Origin of the sequence: Streptomyces regalis (assembly GCF_001509475.1) — a bacterium.
Classification (GTDB): Bacteria; Actinomycetota; Actinomycetes; order Streptomycetales; family Streptomycetaceae; genus Streptomyces; species Streptomyces regalis.
Window position 1 is genome coordinate 53637 of the sequence record NZ_LLZG01000418.1, and the last position, 16655, is coordinate 70291.

Annotated in this window: 15 protein-coding genes and 1 pseudogene; 3 read left to right on the plus strand and 13 right to left on the minus strand. The window is 70.9% G+C overall.

Translation table 11 applies throughout. The annotated features are described in order from the left end of the window. Nucleotides 1-171: 171 nt before the first annotated feature. Complete coding sequence (locus ADL12_RS48045; RefSeq protein ID WP_062715519.1) at nt 172-429, plus strand: hypothetical protein; 258 nt, start codon at nt 172-174, stop codon at nt 427-429. Between the two features lie 54 nt (nt 430-483). On the opposite strand, the gene ADL12_RS48050 is transcribed toward ADL12_RS48045, so the two are convergent. The 10 genes and pseudogenes from ADL12_RS48050 to infC form a co-directional block, all read right to left on the minus strand. After that, nucleotides 484-1014, minus strand: a complete 531-nt coding sequence (locus tag ADL12_RS48050) for an NUDIX hydrolase (RefSeq protein WP_079052684.1) — start codon at nt 1012-1014, stop codon at nt 484-486. An 86-nt stretch (nt 1015-1100) separates the two neighbouring features. Beyond that, entirely contained in the window at nt 1101-2441 is a 1341-nt protein-coding gene (locus ADL12_RS48055) for an NsdA family TPR-like regulatory protein (protein WP_062715523.1), read from the minus strand. Nucleotides 2442-2717: 276 nt separating this feature from the next. Further along, nucleotides 2718-3788 carry a PP2C family protein-serine/threonine phosphatase gene (locus ADL12_RS48060; RefSeq protein ID WP_062715525.1) on the minus strand — a complete coding sequence of 357 codons (1071 nt, stop codon included), beginning with the start codon at nt 3786-3788 and terminating at the stop codon, nt 2718-2720. A gap of 241 nt (nt 3789-4029) precedes the next feature. Next, nucleotides 4030-6543 carry a phenylalanine--tRNA ligase subunit beta gene (pheT, locus tag ADL12_RS48065; protein WP_062715526.1) on the minus strand — a complete coding sequence of 838 codons (2514 nt, stop codon included), beginning with the start codon at nt 6541-6543 and terminating at the stop codon, nt 4030-4032. Beyond that, nucleotides 6543-7688, minus strand: a complete 1146-nt coding sequence (gene pheS, locus ADL12_RS48070; protein WP_062715527.1) for a phenylalanine--tRNA ligase subunit alpha — start codon at nt 7686-7688, stop codon at nt 6543-6545. Before pheS ends, pheT begins: the two co-directional genes overlap by 1 nt. Before the next feature lie 147 nt (nt 7689-7835). Continuing rightward, the gene (locus ADL12_RS48075) at nt 7836-8981 is read right to left on the minus strand and encodes a sensor histidine kinase (protein WP_062715528.1); all 1146 of its coding nucleotides are present in this window, start codon (nt 8979-8981) and stop codon (nt 7836-7838) included. A gap of 53 nt (nt 8982-9034) precedes the next feature. Further along, nucleotides 9035-9883, minus strand: a complete 849-nt coding sequence (locus ADL12_RS48080) for a TrmH family RNA methyltransferase (protein WP_062715529.1) — start codon at nt 9881-9883, stop codon at nt 9035-9037. 107 nt (nt 9884-9990) lie between these two features. Next, nucleotides 9991-10374: a 50S ribosomal protein L20 gene (gene rplT, locus ADL12_RS48085; RefSeq protein ID WP_004002577.1), complete on the minus strand. Its 384-nt coding sequence runs from the start codon at nt 10372-10374 to the stop codon at nt 9991-9993. 111 nt (nt 10375-10485) lie between these two features. Then, nucleotides 10486-10680 (minus strand): 50S ribosomal protein L35, encoded by a 195-nt coding sequence (gene rpmI, locus ADL12_RS48090; protein WP_062715530.1) that lies wholly within the window; start codon nt 10678-10680, stop codon nt 10486-10488. Between the two features lie 110 nt (nt 10681-10790). After that, nucleotides 10791-11472, minus strand: a pseudogene (infC, locus tag ADL12_RS48095) (translation initiation factor IF-3). A gap of 334 nt (nt 11473-11806) precedes the next feature. On the opposite strand from infC, the gene ADL12_RS48100 reads away from it, so the two are divergent. Beyond that, nucleotides 11807-12172 (plus strand): DUF1844 domain-containing protein, encoded by a 366-nt coding sequence (locus ADL12_RS48100; RefSeq protein ID WP_062715532.1) that lies wholly within the window; start codon nt 11807-11809, stop codon nt 12170-12172. Between the two features lies 1 nt (nt 12173). Here the strand turns inward: ADL12_RS48100 and ADL12_RS48105 are convergent, their stop codons facing one another. After that, complete coding sequence (locus ADL12_RS48105) at nt 12174-12905, minus strand: SseB family protein (RefSeq protein ID WP_062715544.1); 732 nt, start codon at nt 12903-12905, stop codon at nt 12174-12176. A gap of 150 nt (nt 12906-13055) precedes the next feature. Here ADL12_RS48105 and ADL12_RS48110 point away from each other — a divergent pair, with 150 nt between their 5' ends. Then, on the plus strand, nt 13056-14063 hold the full coding sequence (locus ADL12_RS48110; RefSeq protein ID WP_062715535.1) for a serine hydrolase: 1008 nt from the start codon (nt 13056-13058) through the stop codon (nt 14061-14063). A 12-nt stretch (nt 14064-14075) separates the two neighbouring features. On the opposite strand, the gene mycP is transcribed toward ADL12_RS48110, so the two are convergent. Continuing rightward, nucleotides 14076-15299 (minus strand): type VII secretion-associated serine protease mycosin, encoded by a 1224-nt coding sequence (mycP, locus tag ADL12_RS48115; RefSeq protein WP_062715537.1) that lies wholly within the window; start codon nt 15297-15299, stop codon nt 14076-14078. Continuing rightward, nucleotides 15296-16117, minus strand: a complete 822-nt coding sequence (locus tag ADL12_RS48120) for a hypothetical protein (RefSeq protein WP_062715545.1) — start codon at nt 16115-16117, stop codon at nt 15296-15298. Before ADL12_RS48120 ends, mycP begins: the two co-directional genes overlap by 4 nt. Between the last annotated feature and the right edge of the window lie 538 nt (nt 16118-16655).

Consider the following 16655-nt stretch of genomic DNA (forward strand, 5'->3'; position numbering starts at 1 on the left):
CAAGTACACGGGCCCGGCACCGAGAGGGTGCCGGGCCCGCGCCATTCACACACCGTGTGCGCTCCGGGCTCGCATATGCCCCTCGCACACTCTCCCCATGCGTCCACCAGGCGAGTTCACTTTCCCTGCGCATGCCAGGGATTGAAGATGACTACGGAAAGGAGCGGACTCGTGACCGCCGATCCCGAGCATCCCGTCGTACAAGGAGAAGTCGCAGAGTTACGACGTCGCCTGGACGTCGCCTACGCCCGCGTGGAGGGCGGGCTGGCTCTGCTCACGCACCGCACCGAGGAGACCGCCAAGGAACTCGACGAGCTGAACACCCGGATCCACACACTTGAACACGCGCGCTGGCCGCTGCCCGCGGTCGCCGCCCTCACCGCCGTGGGTGCGCTCGTCGTGGCGATCTGGCAGGTAGTCGGGCATTAGATCCGGAGATCCGGAGGTCGGGAGATCCGGGACGTCACATCAGGGCAAGACGTCCTACCCGAGCCTGAGATGGTGCAGCAGCAGTAACGCGGCCGCCATGTTGGCGGCCGGGACCTCCCCACGGGCGACCATGTCGGGGACGAGCTTGAGCGGGACCCATTCCCGGCGGTCCGACTCGAAGTCGTCCACGGGATGCCCGACGTACTCGCCCTCGTCGGCCCAGTAGATGTGGTGCCGGGCGTCGGTGAGCCCGTTGGAGGGCTCCACGCTCATGAGGTGGTGCAGGGGTCCCGGCCGCCAGCCGGTCTCCTCCTCGAGTTCCCTGGCGGCCGCGCGGACGATGTCCTCGCCGTCCTCGACGACGCCCGCCGCGAGTTCCCACCCCCAGCTGTCGGTGATGAAACGGTGGCGCCACAGGAGGAGGACTTCATTGGCCTCGTTGACCACCGTGGCCACGGCGACCGGCCGCAGCCGTATGAGGAAGTGATCCAGGTGCCGGCCGTCCGGCAGTTCCACATCTGCCAGGTTGACGGTGAACCAGCGGTTTTCATACACAGTTTGTTCGTTCTGTTTCGTCCACTGCACGGTTCTGCCACCTTCCGTCGAGTAAGTGGCAATATCGCAGCAGGGACTATGAAGGTGTCTGTGTACGAGTACCAGCCCGCACCGGCCTAAAGCGGTACGCGCAGCGCCCCGTCGATGAGTTCGGCGGCCTCGGAGGTGCCCGCGCAACCGCTGCGCACCAGGTATTCGCGCACCGCCCGGAGTCTGTCGCGCAGGCGCTGGGACTCCATTCCCCGGGCCTGCTCGGCCATCTGCACCGCGGTGGCCACCGCCTTGTCGGCATGGCCCTGACGCAGCTCGATCGTGCTGAGCATGGCGAGCCGGTGCACCCGGCCGCGGTCGTGGGCGGGATTGTCGACGGCGGCCGCGGCATGCTCCCCCGCTGCGGCCAGCTCCCCGAGGCTGAGCAGCGCCTCCGCCACCTGGACGTTGACGAGTCCGGGCTGGACATAGCCCGTTTCGTCGGGTTCGTATCCGCGGCGGATGCGTTCGGCGGCCTGCTCGGCACGCCGGATGCAGGACAGGGCGCTCGTGCCGTCGCCGAGGTGGGCGTACGCCTTCGCCTGCATCGCGTACAGGTCGGAGGCGAGGGCCGGGGTGATGTGCTTGCCGGCGGCCCGCAGCGCGGCCTCCGCGAAGGCGACAGCCTGCCGGAACTCCCGCATGAACAGCGACTGGTTGACGAGCAGGGCGATCACATACGCGCCCAACCCCCGGTCCCCACTGGCCTTCGCGAGCCGCAGCGCCTGATGGAAGTAGCGCTGGGCGAGCCCGTGCGCGTCGGAGTCGTACGCGCAGATCCCGGCGACCGCCACCAACCCGCCCGTGGCCCGGTGCAGTTGACGCCCCGTGGCGTCGGTGTAGCTGCCGCGCAGCAACGGCGCCGCCTCGGCATTGAGGAATCCGACGATCCGGGTGCGGGTCGCTATGCCGCCCGCCTTCCGGTACATCTGCTCGTAGTGGGTGCGCGCGGCACGCAGCATCTCGATGTCGGCGGAGGTGACCCGATGCCGGCCGCCGCGCGACACATCCACATCCTCGGGCGGATTCTCCCACTCCCACACGGGCATGACGGCGGGCGTGCCGGTGACCGCGGGCGCGCCCAGGATGTGGGGCCGCTGCTGCTCGTCGGAGCGCCACAGCGCGGTGGCCCGCTCCACGAAGCCGGACAGCGAGGTGGTGTGCGCGGCCGACGGGTCGCCGGGTACGCCGAGGCCGATGTCGTCGAGCGTGACCGTACGGTGCAGCCGGGCCGCGAGCACCTCGCAGATCAGGTCGGGCACCTGGCCGCGCGGCCGCTGACCCTTCAACCAACGTGCGACGGCGGTGTGTTCGTATCTCAGAGCGAGCCCGCGCGCCCGCCCCGCCTGGTTCACATGTGCGGCCAGCCCCGCGTGCGAGACCCCGGCCTCGTCCAGGATCGCGTCGAGCAGAGTGTTGGGCTGCATGTATGCCCCCCGGATGGCTCGGTGCCGACAGAGTAGTGCGAACCGTTTCACACGGGGTGTGAACGGAGTACGCGAATCCGCAGCGTGCGCGCACTGTTGCGGAGAGTTTCCACCCGGTTGACTGAAATGCCTCGCAAGAGGCCGGCCGGGCCGCCGGCTCCCCCTCGTACAGTGCGGCGGCCCGCATCCGCGCCGTCCGCCCAGCTGCCTGCCCGACACTCCGTGGCTGGGCGGATGGCCGCCGCCGACTTGGCCGTGCGACCGAACGCCGTTGTGTCAAAGGTGGTTGGTCGGCTGCGGGTTCGTTGTGGCTGGTCGCGCCCCGGCGGCGGAGCCGCCTATGTCACGGCCCCGCGCCCCTGAAGGTTGGCTGCACTTGAGCCTGGTTCGGTCGTTCCGTAGGACCAGTAGCGCTATGTCGTCTGCCTGCCTTCCCCTTGTGTGGCGGAGGACGGCCGTGAACAGGGTGCGCAGGATCGTCTGCGGTGTGATCGGGTGGTGGCGTACGGCTTCGACGAGCGCCGCCTGCAGGGGAAAGAACCGCCCTCTCGTGTCCCTCGCGTCCTCGACACCGTCCGTGTACAGGACGAGCGAGTCCCCGGACAGGAGAGAGCCGCAGGGCAGCGGGGTCAGTTCGGCCGGGAGCGGGAACGGGCCCAGCGGTGGGAGGGGGTCGGTGCCGGCCAGGGGTTCGACGGTCGTGCCGGTCAGCAGATACGGCCAGGGGTGACCGCAGTTGAGGGCGGAGATCTCGCCGTTCCGGCCGATCTCCAGCAGCAGTACGGTGACGAACTCCTCGGCGACCGGGTCGTCGCGCGACCGCTCGCGCAGGTGCCGGGCCAGGGCACGGTCCAGTCTGCGCAGCACCCGGCCCAGGTCGGGTTCGTCGTGGACGGCCTCGCGGAAGCTGCCGAGGACTGCGGCGACCGTGCCCATGGCGGCGATGCCATGGCCGCGTACGTCGCCCATCACCGCCCGTACGCCGTGCTCGGTGGCGATGACCTCGTACAGGTCACCGCCGACACAGGCACTGCGATCCGCGGAGAGCTGGGCGGCGGCGACGTTCAGCCCGTCGATGCGGGCGGGCAGCGGCCGCAGCAGCGCGCTCTGCGCGGCACCGGCAACCTTCCGGACCTGCCGGAGCTCACGCAGCAACACCTGTCGGACGTGGAGGATCAGCCCCGTGCCGACGGCGAAGAAGACGGCGCTGGTGACGATCCGAGCGCCGAGACTGCCCTGCTGGGCCAGCGGGCAGGCCAGCTTGTACGTGATCGCCATCGCGCCCCAGGCGGTGGGCAGCCCCATCGCCAGCACCTTGCGGGGAACCCGAGCCTTGAAGCGGAACATGCCGATGGCCCCCCAATAGGCCCTGACAACGCAGACGGACCGACCTCGAAAGGCCGGTCCGATTCTGTCGAGAGATGACCCGGAAGTACCAGATCACCCAGAGAAGTCACCCTATTGAGTGAGGTGACTGCAACGCCCGATGCAGGGGCGCGGGACTGTGTCGATATGCGGCTCCGCCGCGTGGGCGCGACCAGCCACGATGAAACCCGCAGCCGGCAAACGGCACAGTCCCCCGCGGCGATCAGCCCCTCAAAACCGCCCCGGTCCGCTCGCCCGCAAGGGCCACCGCAGCGTCCCTGGCAGCCGAAGCCTCATCGACGGTCAGCGTCCGATCCCCCGCACGGAACCGCAACGCATAGGCGAGCGACTTCTTGCCATCACCCAGCTGCTCGTCATTGACGTACACGTCGAACAGCCGGATCGCCTCGAGGAGTTCACCCGCCCCGTCACGCAGCGCGGCCTCGACCTCCGCGGCCGGCACCGGCTTGTCCACCACGAGGGCGACATCCTGCGTGGCCACGGGGAACGTGGAGATGCTCGGCGCCTGAGGCGTACCGTCACCGACCTGCTCCAAGGCGTCCAGGTCCAGCTCCATCGCACAGGTGCGCGTGGGCAGGCCCAGTGCCTTGAGCACCCGCGGGTGCAGCTCACCGGCGTGACCGACAACCCGCTCGGCACCGTCGACGGCGATCGCCAGCTCGGCGCACCGACCGGGGTGCCACGGCCCGTACTGCCCGGCCCGCACGATCAGCTCGGCCCCGGCTTCCCGCGCCACGACACGCGCCGCCTCGACCGCGTCGGCCCACCCGGCCGGACGGCCACCGCCCCACCAGCCGGCCCGCTCACGCGCACCGGCGAGGACGACGGCCACGTGCCGCGGCTGCTCGGGCAGCACGGCGTTCAGCGCGGCGATCTCCTCGTCGGTCGGGCGTCGGTCGACCGGCAGATGACCGGCGACGCGCTGCTCCTGACGCGGCTGGAAGACCAGGCCCGTCTCGAACAGGGCCAGATCGTGCGAGCCCCGCCCGTCATTGCGGCGCAGCGCACCGAGCAGACCCGGCAGCAGCGACGTACGGAGCGCGGGCTCCTCGTCGTTGAGCGGGTTGACCAGCTTGACGACGCGGCGGCCCGGGTCGTCGGCCGCAAGGCCCAGCTGGTCGAAGACCTGCTCGCTGACGAAGGGGTAGTTCGGCGCCTCGACGTAGCCCGCTCCGGCCAGCGCGCGGCCGACCCGGCGGTGCAGTCGCTGGCGGTGGGTCAGGCCACGGCCGGACGGCGGCTTGGGCAGCGTGGAGGGCAGGTTCTCGTAGCCCTCCAGGCGGATGACCTCTTCGGCCAGGTCGTTCGGCTCGAGCAGGTCGGGCCGCCAGGACGGGACGGTGACGATCAGCTCGTCCTGCCCGTACACGTCGCAGCCGATCTGCTGCAGCCGCCGTACGACGGTCTCGCGGCCGTACTCGACGCCCGCGACCTTGTCCGGGTGGTCGGCCGGGGTGGTGATGCTGTGCGGCCCGGACGGCGTGACGACCTCGGTGACACCGGCCTCGGCCGTGCCACCGGCCAGCAGCACCAGCAGGTCCACCGTCCGCTGTGCGGCAGCGGCTGCCGCGGCCGGGTCGACGCCACGCTCGAAGCGGCGGGACGCCTCCGAGGACAGCTTGTGACGGCGGGCGGTGCGGGCGATGGCGACCTGGTCGAAGTGGGCGGCCTCGATGACGACATCGGTGGACGCGTTCTCCACGTCCTCGTGGTCGGCGATCTCCGTGTTGGCGCCGCCCATGACGCCCGCGAGGCCGATCGGGCCGCGCTCGTCGGTGATCACCAGGTCCTCGGCGTGCAGCCCCCGCTCGACGCCGTCGAGGGTGACGAGCTTCTCGCCCTCCGCGGCCCGACGTACGCCGATGGTGCCCTGGACCAGGTTGCGGTCGTAGGCGTGCAGCGGCTGGCCGAGCTCCATCATCACGTAATTGGTGACGTCGACGGCGAGCGAGATCGGGCGCATGCCGACCTTCTGCAGGCGGCGCTGCAGCCAGATCGGGGAGCGCGCCTCGGGGCTGAGGCCGGTCACCGTGCGGGCGGTGAAACGGTCGCAGCCGAGCGGGTCGGAGACCTGGACCGGGTAGCCGAAAGCGTTCGGGCCGGGCACGTCGAGGAGCGCCGGGTCGCGCAGCGGGATGCCGTAGGCGATGGCGGTCTCGCGGGCGACGCCGCGGATGGACAGGCAGTCGCCGCGGTTGGCGGTGACGGCGATGTCCAGGACCTCGTCGACCAGCTCCAGGAGCTCGATGGCGTCCTTGCCGACCTCGGTCTCCGGCGGCAGCACGATGATGCCGTGGGTGCCGTCGTCGCCCATGCCCAGCTCGCTGGTGGAGCAGATCATGCCGTGCGAGACACGGCCGTAGGTCTTGCGCGCGGCGATCGCGAAGCCGCCGGGCAGCACGGCGCCGGGGAGTACGACCACGACCTTGTCGCCGACCTGGAAGTTCCGGGCGCCGCAGATGAGCTCCTGGGGCTCGCCGGTGCCGTTGGCCTGGCCGACGTCGACGGTGCAGAAGCGGATCGGCTTCTTGAACTCCGTCAGCTCCTCGATGGTCAGCACCTGGCCGACGACGAGCGGGCCCTTGAGGTCGGCGCCGAGGTGCTCGACGCTCTCGACCTCGAGACCGGCCGAAATGAGCTTGGCCTGGACGTCACGGCCGGTTTCGGTCGCCGGCAGGTCGACGTACTCCCGCAGCCAAGAAAGCGGGACCCGCATCAGATCTCCATCCCGAACGGCCGGGTGAACCGGACGTCACCCTCGACCATGTCTCGCATGTCCTCGACGTTGTGGCGGAACATCAGCATCCGCTCGATGCCGAACCCGAAGGCGAAGCCGCTGTACTTCTCCGGGTCGACGCCGCAGGCGGTGAGCACCCGCGGGTTGACCATGCCGCAGCCGCCGAGCTCGATCCAGCCTTCGGAGGAGCAGGTACGGCAAGGGCGGTCGGGGTTGCCGACGGACTCGCCGCGGCAGACGTAGCACACCATGTCCATCTCGGCGGACGGCTCGGTGAACGGGAAGAAGTTCGGGCGCAGCCGGGTCTTCATGCCCTCGCCGAACAGGGACTGGACCATGTGGTCCAGGGTGCCCTTGAGGTCCGCCATGGTCAGGCCCTCGTCGACGGCGAGCAGCTCGACCTGGTGGAAGACCGGGGTGTGCGTGGCGTCCAGCTCGTCGGTGCGGTACACGCGGCCGGGGCAGATCACGTAGACCGGCAGCTCGCGGTCGAGCAGGGAGCGGATCTGCACGGGCGAGGTGTGGGTGCGCAGCACGACGCCGGACTCGGTGCCGCCGTCGCCCGCGGCGGAGCCGCCATTGGCTGCAGTCTGGACGAAGAACGTGTCCGCCTCGCCGCGCGCGGGGTGGTCCGGGCCGATGTTGAGCGCGTCGAAGTTGAACCACTCGGCCTCGACCTGCGGGCCCTCGGCGACCTCGTAGCCCATGGCCACGAAGATGTCCTCGATGCGCTCGGACAGGGTGGTGAGCGGGTGGCGGGCGCCGGCCGGTACGCGGTCGTACGGCAGCGTGACGTCCACGGACTCCTCGACCAGCACGCGCTGGTCGCGCTCTGCCTCCAGCTCGGCCTGGCGGGTGGCGAGGCCCTTGTTGACGGCGCCGCGGGCCTGGCCGACGCGCTTGCCGGCCTCGGCCTTGGCGTGTGGGGGCAGGGCGCCGATCTCGCGGTTGGCGAGGGCCAGCGGGGAGGTGCCGCCGGTGTGGGCGACCTTGGCCTCCTGGAGCGCGTCGAGGGAGTCCGCGGCGGCGAAGGCGGCGAGCGCCTCGTCCCGCATGCGCTCGATCTCTTCCGGTTTCAAGGCCTCGACCTCTACAGGGTCGTACGACTTATTCGGTGCCGACATCTCTTCCCGTGCTTCCGATTGGCTGGCGGATGGTCCCCGTACCGACTCGTGGACAGATCGTCACGGTTTTTGGGACACAAAGGTGCCAAAGGCCGAGTCTAACGGGGTTGAGGGATGCGAATGCGCCCGTGGGGCCCGGACCGGCTCTCAGGTGAGATACGCCGGTGCCGCCACGGGCAACGTAAATCGGAACTGCGCGCCGCCGCCGGGGGCGCGACCGACCTCGACGGCGCCGCCGTGCGCCTCGACGATGCCCTTGACGATGTAGAGCCCGAGGCCCGTGCCGCCGCGCTTGCTGCCCCGCCAGAAGCGGGTGAAGACGCGGTTCATGGACTCCTCCGGGATGCCGGGCCCCTCGTCGCTCACGGTGACCGACGTGGCTGCATTCTCATGGCCTTCGTCTTCGCGCGGGGACGCCGTGGCCGTGATGTCAATGGTGACGGTTCCGTCGCCGTGCCGCACGGCGTTTTCGATGAGGTTGCTGAGCACCTGGTCGATCTTGTCGGGGTCGGCCCACAGGGCGGGCAGCGGCTGCTCGAGGCGCAGCAGGAACCGGTCGGCGGGCTGCCCGGCGGCGACGTACGCCTGGATGTGCCGCCCGACGGCCGCGCCGATGTCGACGGGCTGGCGCCGCACCTCCAGCCTCCCGCTGTCGATCCGGGAGATGTCGAGCAGCTCGGCGATGAGCCGGGTGACCCGGTCGGCGTCGGCGTCGACGGTCTCCAGCATGAGCCGCTTCTGGTCGTCGGTGAAGCGTTCCCACTTGGCGAGGAGCGTGGCGGTGAAGCCCTTGACGGAGGTGAGCGGCGAGCGCAGCTCGTGCGCGACGGTGGCGATCAGCTCGGCGTGACTGCGCTCTGTGCGGCGGCGGGCCTCGGTGTCGCGGAGCGAGACGACGACGCGGCATACGGGCCCGGTGGGCTCACTGCGGACGTACCGCACGCAGACGAGCACCTCACGTCCGCCGGGAAGGAGGAGGTTGCGCTCGGGCTGGCGTCGGCGAATGGCGAGGCCGCCGTACGGGTCGGTCAGCTGCCACCAGCGCCGCCCCTCCAGGTCCTCTAACGGCAGGGCCTTCTCCAGCCGCTGCCCGAGGGCGTCGGCGGCGCGGACGGCGGTGATGCGCTCGGCGGCGGCGTTGAAGCAGATGACGTGACCGTGCTCGTCGGCGACGACGAGGCCGTCGGGCAGGTCGTCGGGATCGATTCCGAGCTCGGCGACATCACCGGGCCGGGAATCGGACTGCCGCCGCACCTCCCGTGCCCCCGGCGCGCTGCTCGTGCCGACACTCATCCCCGTACCCCACCTCTCACGACGGCTGAGGGGCCCCCGAGCTGGTCACCCTACTAGCTCTCGGTGACGGAGCGGCACCCTCCGAGGGCGCGCTGTGCACGGGCCGACGCGTAGAGACATACGGCGGCGGCGGTGGCGAGGTTCAGGCTCTCGGCCTTCCCATGGATCGGCACGCGCACGACGGCGTCGGCCAGCGCACGGGTCTCTTCCGGAAGCCCCCAGGCCTCGTTCCCGAACACCCAGGCGGTCGGCCCGCCCATGCTCCCCTTGTCGAGTTCGTCGTCGAGGTCACGGTCGCCCGCACCGTCGGCGGCGAGGATCCGCACACCGGCGTCCTTGAGCCCCGCCACGGCCCGCTCGACGGGGACACCGACAGCGACGGGAAGGTGGAACAGCGACCCCACGGAGGCTCGTACGGCCTTGGGGTTGTAGAGATCGACGGAGGCGTCGGTGAGGACGACAGCCTCGGCCCCGGCGGCATCGGCGCACCGCAGCACGGTGCCGGCGTTCCCCGGGTCCCGCACATGCGCGAGCACGGCGACGAGCTGGGGGCGGGCGGCGAGGATGTCCTCGAAGGGCGTGTCGATGAACCGGCAGACCCCGACGAGCCCTTGCGGTGTGACGGTGGTGGAGATGTCGGCGATCACCTGCTCCGCAGCCAGGTGCACGCGGGCGCCCGCGGCGCGGGCCTCACCGATGATGTCGGCGTACCGCTCCGCGGCGTCGAGCGTGGCGAACAGCTCCACCAGGGTGTCCGGGTGTTCACCCGCTTCCCGCACAGCCTGCGGTCCCTCGGCCAGGAACAGCCGCTCCTTGCCCCGGAAGTTCCGCTTGGCGAGCCGCCGGGCGGCCAAGACGCGGGGGGAGCGGGGGGAGATCAGCTCGGGGCTGGCGGGGGGCATGACGTTCACCTTGGAGTTCTGAAGTTCACGGACACAGCAGGACCCGCAGGCGTCCTCGGCCTGCGGGTCCCTTCAGTCAGTCACGTCTGCCTAGGGCAGCCGGAGCGTCACGCGGCCTTCGGCGCGTTGACGTCGCTCGGCAGCGCCTTCTGGGCGACCTCGACGAGCGCGGCGAACGCGCCCGCGTCGTTGACAGCCAGCTCGGCCAGGATCTTGCGGTCGACCTCGACGTTCGCGGCCTTCAGACCCTGGATGAAGCGGTTGTACGTGATGCCGTTCGCGCGGGCAGCGGCGTTGATGCGCTGGATCCACAGCTGGCGGAAGTCACCCTTGCGCTTCTTGCGGTCGTTGTAGTTGTAGACCAGCGAGTGGGTGACCTGCTCCTTGGCCTTGCGGTACAGACGCGAACGCTGACCGCGGTAGCCGGAAGCCTGCTCGAGGATCGCCCGGCGCTTCTTGTGGGCGTTGACTGCCCGCTTGACGCGTGCCACTTTTTAACTCCTTGTAGCGGGGCCGTGGTTGGACTCACACGACCCGGTATCGATTGGGTCCCGGTCAGAGATCAGGCGCGAGGACCGATGCGATGCGATCCGCGCCCGATGTCACTTGCCGAGAAGCTTCTTGATCTTCTTGGCGTCGCCCGGGGCCATCTCGGCGTTGCCGGTGAGGCGACGCGTCAGGCGCGACGTCTTGTGCTCGAGATAGTGGCGCTTGCCGGCGCGCTCACGGAGCACCTTGCCGGAGCCGGTGACCTTGAAGCGCTTGCTGGCACCGCTGTGCGACTTGTTCTTCGGCATAGCGCCGTTCTCTCCTCGTAGATGGCACTCCGATGCCCGGTCGTGAAACCGGGCACTGTGGAGCGTCGCTCTTGTATCGGTTACGTCCTGGGGACTTGCGTCCCCCGGGATCACGCCTCGGCGGAAGCCTCGGCAGGAGCCTCGGTCTCCACGGCGTTCTCGGATTCCGCGGCGTTCTGCGACTTGCCGGGGTTGGCCTTCGCTTCTGCCTTGCGGGCTTCCTGCGCCTGGCGGGCCTCGGCCATCGCCTCGGTCTTCTTCTTGTGCGGACCGAGAACCATGATCATGTTCCGGCCGTCCTGCTTCGGGTTCGACTCGACGAAACCGAGGTCCTGGACGTCCTCCGCGAGACGCTGCAGCAATCGGTAGCCCAGCTCGGGCCGGGACTGCTCGCGACCACGGAACATGATCGTGATCTTGACCTTGTCGCCCTGCTTGAGGAACCGGACGACGTGACCCTTCTTGGTGTCATAGTCGTGCGGGTCGATCTTCGGCCGGAGCTTCATCTCCTTGATGACCGTGTGCGCCTGGTTCTTGCGCGCCTCACGGGCCTTCATGGCCGACTCGTACTTGAACTTCCCGTAGTCCATGAGCTTGCACACGGGCGGACGGGCGTTCGCCGCGACCTCGACCAGGTCCAGGTCGTACTCCTGCGCAAGCTCCAGTGCCTTGGCCAGCGGGACAATGCCCACCTGCTCGCCACTGGGACCGACAAGTCGCACCTCGGGAACGCGAATCCGGTCGTTGATGCGGGGCTCGGCGCTGATGGATCCTCCTCGGTTAGCACCACACGGCGGTCTGGCGGACAGCCGCGTATGTCTTTTCGTTAGACCTAACCGCGCCGAAGCACAAAAAATGCCCCGGACGATCACAGGCGGGGCTCCAAACACTTCCGGAGCACCGCCGCGATGATCGCGGGGCGCAATTTCGGGCGACTCCATCGTCCGTACGGAACGATGGTGGCCGCCTGACCGGGTGACCCGCCGTCCCGAAGGACGGTCAGGTGGGAGATCGGAGCCTCCACTTGTGGGCTCGACACAGAGGTGTCCAGCCGGTCGTTACACAAGGTTAGCAGCAACCCGGGGGTGGTGCGAATCCTCGTACACCGGGCCCTATCGTGTGGGACATGAGTGACACCCCTCCTGAGTCTCCTGATTCCCCCGGCTTCGACGAGATGACCCGCGACATCGCCGAGGTCCCCGCCGTCGAGGTGATTGTGACGGTCGCCGTCAACCTGATGAGCGCCGCCGCCGTGAAGCTCGGTCTGACCGAGGAGGGCGACAAGTACAAGGACCTGGACGAGGCCCGCAAGCTGGTGCACGCCCTCGCCGGTCTCCTCGACGCGAGCGCGACCGAGATCAGCTCCTTCCACGCGGCGCCGCTGCGCGACGGCCTGAAGTCGCTGCAGCTGGCCTTCCGCGAGGCGTCGATCGTCCCGGACGAGCCGGGTCAGGGCCCGGGCGAGAAGTACACCGGCCCGATCTACGGCTAGATCACCCTCGTACGTACAGGGGCTCGCCCGGTGGCGTCACCCCGGCCGGCAGCAGTGCCAGGTCGAGGCCGCGCACCAGGCGGGCCCTCAGTGTTTCGTCGGCCGCGAGCCGCTCGGCGACCGCACGGGCGGCCCGGGCGGGTACGGCGGACTCGTCGAGTACGAGGGCGAGGGTGCCGTCGGCCTGCCCGGGCCCGAGGTGGGCGCGCAGGACGGCGGGTTCGGCGGCGACGGCAGCGCGTACGGCCGCCACGACGGCCGGGTCGGCGAGCGGGTCGGTCGTCGTACGGCCCTCGGCGAGCGCGAGCAGCGCGCGCCCCGTCAGCTCGTACGGCACCGGGCCGGCCAGGTCCAGCACGAGCGTGTCCGCCTTCTCGTGCGCGGCCGCCTGCAGGGCCTGGTGCAGGGGTACGGCGACGGGACGGGCCGCCGGGTCCCAGCGGGCGAGGGAGTCGGTGGACGTGAAGGCGGGCAGGGCGGTGCGCTCGCCGGCCTTCAGCGTCGGTACGGCCATGTCGCTGCTCTTCTCGCGGCGCAGCCCGTTCTCGTCCTCCTCCACCTCGCCGAGCACGGCCACGACGGGGACGAGCAGCCGGGCGCCCTTGAGGGCCTGAAGGACCGGGTCCTCGGCGGTGCGGTCCTCGGCCCAGGCGGCGAGCGCGGCGCTCAGCCGGGGGTCGGCGGAGCCGTCGTCGTCGGAGAAGAGGGAGTCGGGAATGTTCTTGTTCGCCACGGTCACCGACCCTATCGGGGGGATGCTGCTGCGCTTGTGCGGCCCCGGAAACCGGGCTGTGACGCGTTTCACCGGAATCTCAGAATTCCCTGACACACATCTAACGTCCGCCTAACGGCCCGCACAGTCACCGGCCCGACGATCGCGGGCATGGAGTCTTCCAGAGCCCGCCGACGCCGCCGGCCCCTGTCGTACGCCGCGCTCGCCTTCGTCGTCATCGTCGGGGGTGCGGCCGCGGGAACGGTGTACATGAAGGCTCAGGCGCACTCGGGCGGGAGCGCCGTATCGTCAGCGGTGACGCCGTCGGCGTCGGCGTCGGCGTCGGTATCGGCCCGGGCGGGCGGGGAGGCTTCTGTGGAACCCGTGGCACAGCCGACGGTGGACCACGACGTCCTGCTGGCCGAGGCCATGGAGTCGGTGACCGTCGAGGACGGCGCCGAGGTGTCGGTGGCGGTTCTGGACCTGGAGTCCGGTGCGAGCGCCTCGTACGGCAACCGCGGCTTCGACACCGCGAGCATCGTCAAGGTCGACATCCTGGCCGCGCTGCTGCTGCAGGCGCAGGACGCCGGGCGTGAGCTCACCGCGACGGAGAAGTCGCAGGCCGCCGACATGATCGAGAAGAGTGACAACACCGCTGCGTCGGCCCTGTGGCGGGCGATCGGGAGGGCGGAGGGACTCGATTCGGCGAATGAGCGCCTTGGGCTCACGGACACCGAGGGCGGCGACGGCATGTACTGGGGGCTGACGCAGACCACTGCGGCGGATCAACTCACGCTGTTGCAGCAGGTGTTCGGGGAGGACTCGGAGCTGAGTGCGCGGTCGCGGGCGTATCTGCAGGAGTTGATGGGGGAGATTGCGGTCGACCAGCAGTGGGGGGTGTCGGCCGCGGCCGACGGCTCGGCGTGGGCCTTGAAGAACGGCTGGCTGCCGCGCACCGCCACCGGGCTGTGGGACATCAACAGCATGGGGCGGGTGACGGTGGACAGCCGCGATTGTCTGGTGGCCGTGCTGTCCGACGGCAACTCGACGAAGGCGAAGGGGGTTTCGCTGGTCGAGGCGGCGGCCGAGGCCGCGGTGTCGGTGTTCGCCGAAGCCAACGAGACCTCGTCCGGTTCGCCGACTGCGGCGGCCTCCGCCTCCGCCGCTTCCCCCTCGTGACGGACCCGGTGGCTAGAAGTCGTAGCATTGGCGGCGGCCGCGCCACAGTGCGACCGCGGAGACCAGCAGGACGCCGCCGGCGCCGCCCGCGAGCCAGGCGGTCCAACTCGTCGCGTCGTCCTCCGAGTCGGCGGCGTCGGGCCCCGAGCCGAAGTACTGCTCGCCGTACGCCACGGGCTTCAGGCGCTGCGGCTTGATGCGGGAGGCCTCCTTGATGGCGGCCGCCGGGTCGATGAAGCCGTAGCCGCGGGAGTCGTCGCGGCCGTCGGCGGGGGCGTCGCGGGCGGTGTCCTCCAGGAGCATCTTGATCTGGGCCGGGGTCAGGCCGGGGTGGGCGGCCTTGAGCAGGGCCACCGCTCCGGAGACGAAGGCGGCCGCGGCGCTGGTGCCCCAGCCCTCGTAGTACTTGTGGTCGGGGTCGGCGATGATGACGTCGACGCCGGGGGCGCTGACCGTGGCGTACCAGCGGCGGGTGGAGAACGAGGCGCGGGTGCCGTAGCGGTCGACGGCGGCCGCGGCGATGACGCCCGGGTAGGCGGCCGGGTAGGAGATGTGGTCGCCCTTCTCGCCGCCGTTGCCGGCCGAGGCGACGACGACGGCGCCCTTCTTCAGGGCGTACTGGACGGCCTCGTCCTCGCCCGCTTCGGGGTGGGCGGACTTGGAGTCGTCGCCGAGGGAGAGGTTGATGACGTCGGCGCCGTGGTCGGCGGCCCAGCGGATGCCGTCGGCGAGGGCGTTGCCGCGGGTGCTGCGGGCCTTGGCGCGGGCGGGGTCGCCGTCCTCGAGGATGACGCGGACGGGGAGGATCTTGGCCTCGGGGGCGATGCCCATGACGCCGTCGCCGCCTCCGGCGCCGTGTCCGTGCCCGGCGATGATGCTCGCCATGGCGGTGCCGTGCCGGGCCCAGGCACGGTCGCCGCGCTCGGCGCCGAAGCCGACCATGTCCTTGCCCTCGACGACGTTGCCGTCCAGGTCGGGGTGGTCGGACTCCACGCCGGTGTCGAGGACGGCGACGGTGATGCCCTTGCCCTTGGTCGTCTGCCAGGCCTCCTGGGTGTGCATGGCGTCCAGGGCCCACTGCCGGGCACGTATGGAGTCGGCGTGCGCGACGGTGGGTGGCAGGAGGGCGAGACAGGCGCCGACGAGGACGGCGAGGGGGCCGGTACGCCGGGTCAGGACGGTCTTCACAGCACTGGTCGGGGCGGTGGTCGCCGCGCTGCTGGGGCCGGTGTTCATGACGACTGCTCCGACTGCTCCGTGGACGGGCTGACGTTCTTGCGCAGGGCGCGTTCGATGCGGTCGGCGAGGCCCTGCGCCTCGTGGCCGAGGCCGGCCTGGGCGACGGCCGTGGTGGCGCCGGACTGCATGGCCTCCTCGGCGGGCTCGGGCTCGTCGACGGTGCGGTCGTCGGCCCAGCCGGAGACGGCGAAGACGACGACCGGGGCGTCGGTGAGGACGGAGACGGTCCACGAGGCGCGCTGTTCGTCGCCGAATCCGGCGGCCAGGGTGCCCTTGGCGGCGTAGGGGCGGGGCATGAGGTCGCTGCGGCGGTCGAGGCCCTTTTTGGCGAACTCGGTGTCGAGCGTGCGCATGGCAGCCGCGTCGGCCTTGGTGAAGAGCAGGCCGACGGTGGTGACGTAGCTCTGGGTGGCGTCGATGTAGCTGGCGCGCAGGAGGCGCTGGCAGCCGACGGGGGCCAGGGCCTTGCGCAGAAGCGGGTCGAAGGCCTTCGCGCAGCCGGTGTCCGGGGCCACGGCGATCCGCGTCCAGGTCCGGTCGGCGCCGCCGGGTCCGGCGCCCTGCCCGATCACGGTGGGCGGGAACAGCTTGTCGACGGGGACGCTGTGCCACAGGGTCCCGGCCGCGGCGAAGGTGTCCTGCGCACCGCCGTCGCCGGTGTCCCCGACCAGCCAACTCCCGGTCAGGGCCCCGCCGATGAGCCCGAGCCCCAGCACGACGCAGGCGGCCGCCCCGGCGATCCGTGGCCGGATCCGCACCCCGAGGGGCCGCGGGCGCGCCTGCGCGTCGTACCCCTCGGGCTCCCCGAACGACACGACGGGACGCTGGGCCCCCGGTGCCGCGCCGGGCGTCATGGGGGCGCTCCAGGAGAGGGACGGGTCCGGGGAGAAAGCGGCGGTGCCGTGGCCGTTGGCCGGGTGGCCGTCCGTGGCGTGCTGCGCGGCGTGGGAGGACCCGGCGGAGGCCGAGCCCGCGTACCCCCGGCCCGCAGCCCCGTCTCCGGCCGACGGCTCCGGCATGGGACGCAGCGGGGGCAGAGGCAGGGAACCGGCGGGACGAGCGGGCTCGGAGCCGGGGTGAGTGCCCTGGGTCGGGGGCATGGCGACGGAACCGTGGGCGGGGCGGGTGCCCGGCTTCGGGGGCAAGCCTGCGGAACCCTGCGCGGGCGCGGCGCCCGGCTGAGGAGAGGCCCCGGCGGGACCATGCGCGGACCCGGCCCGCAGCTGGGAAGGCGCGCTGGCAGGACCCTGCGCGGGCATGGCGCCCGGGTTCGATGGCGTACCGGCGGAAACCTGCGCGAGGCCGGCGCCCGACTGAGGAGACGCCCCGGCGGAACCATGCGCGGACCCGGCC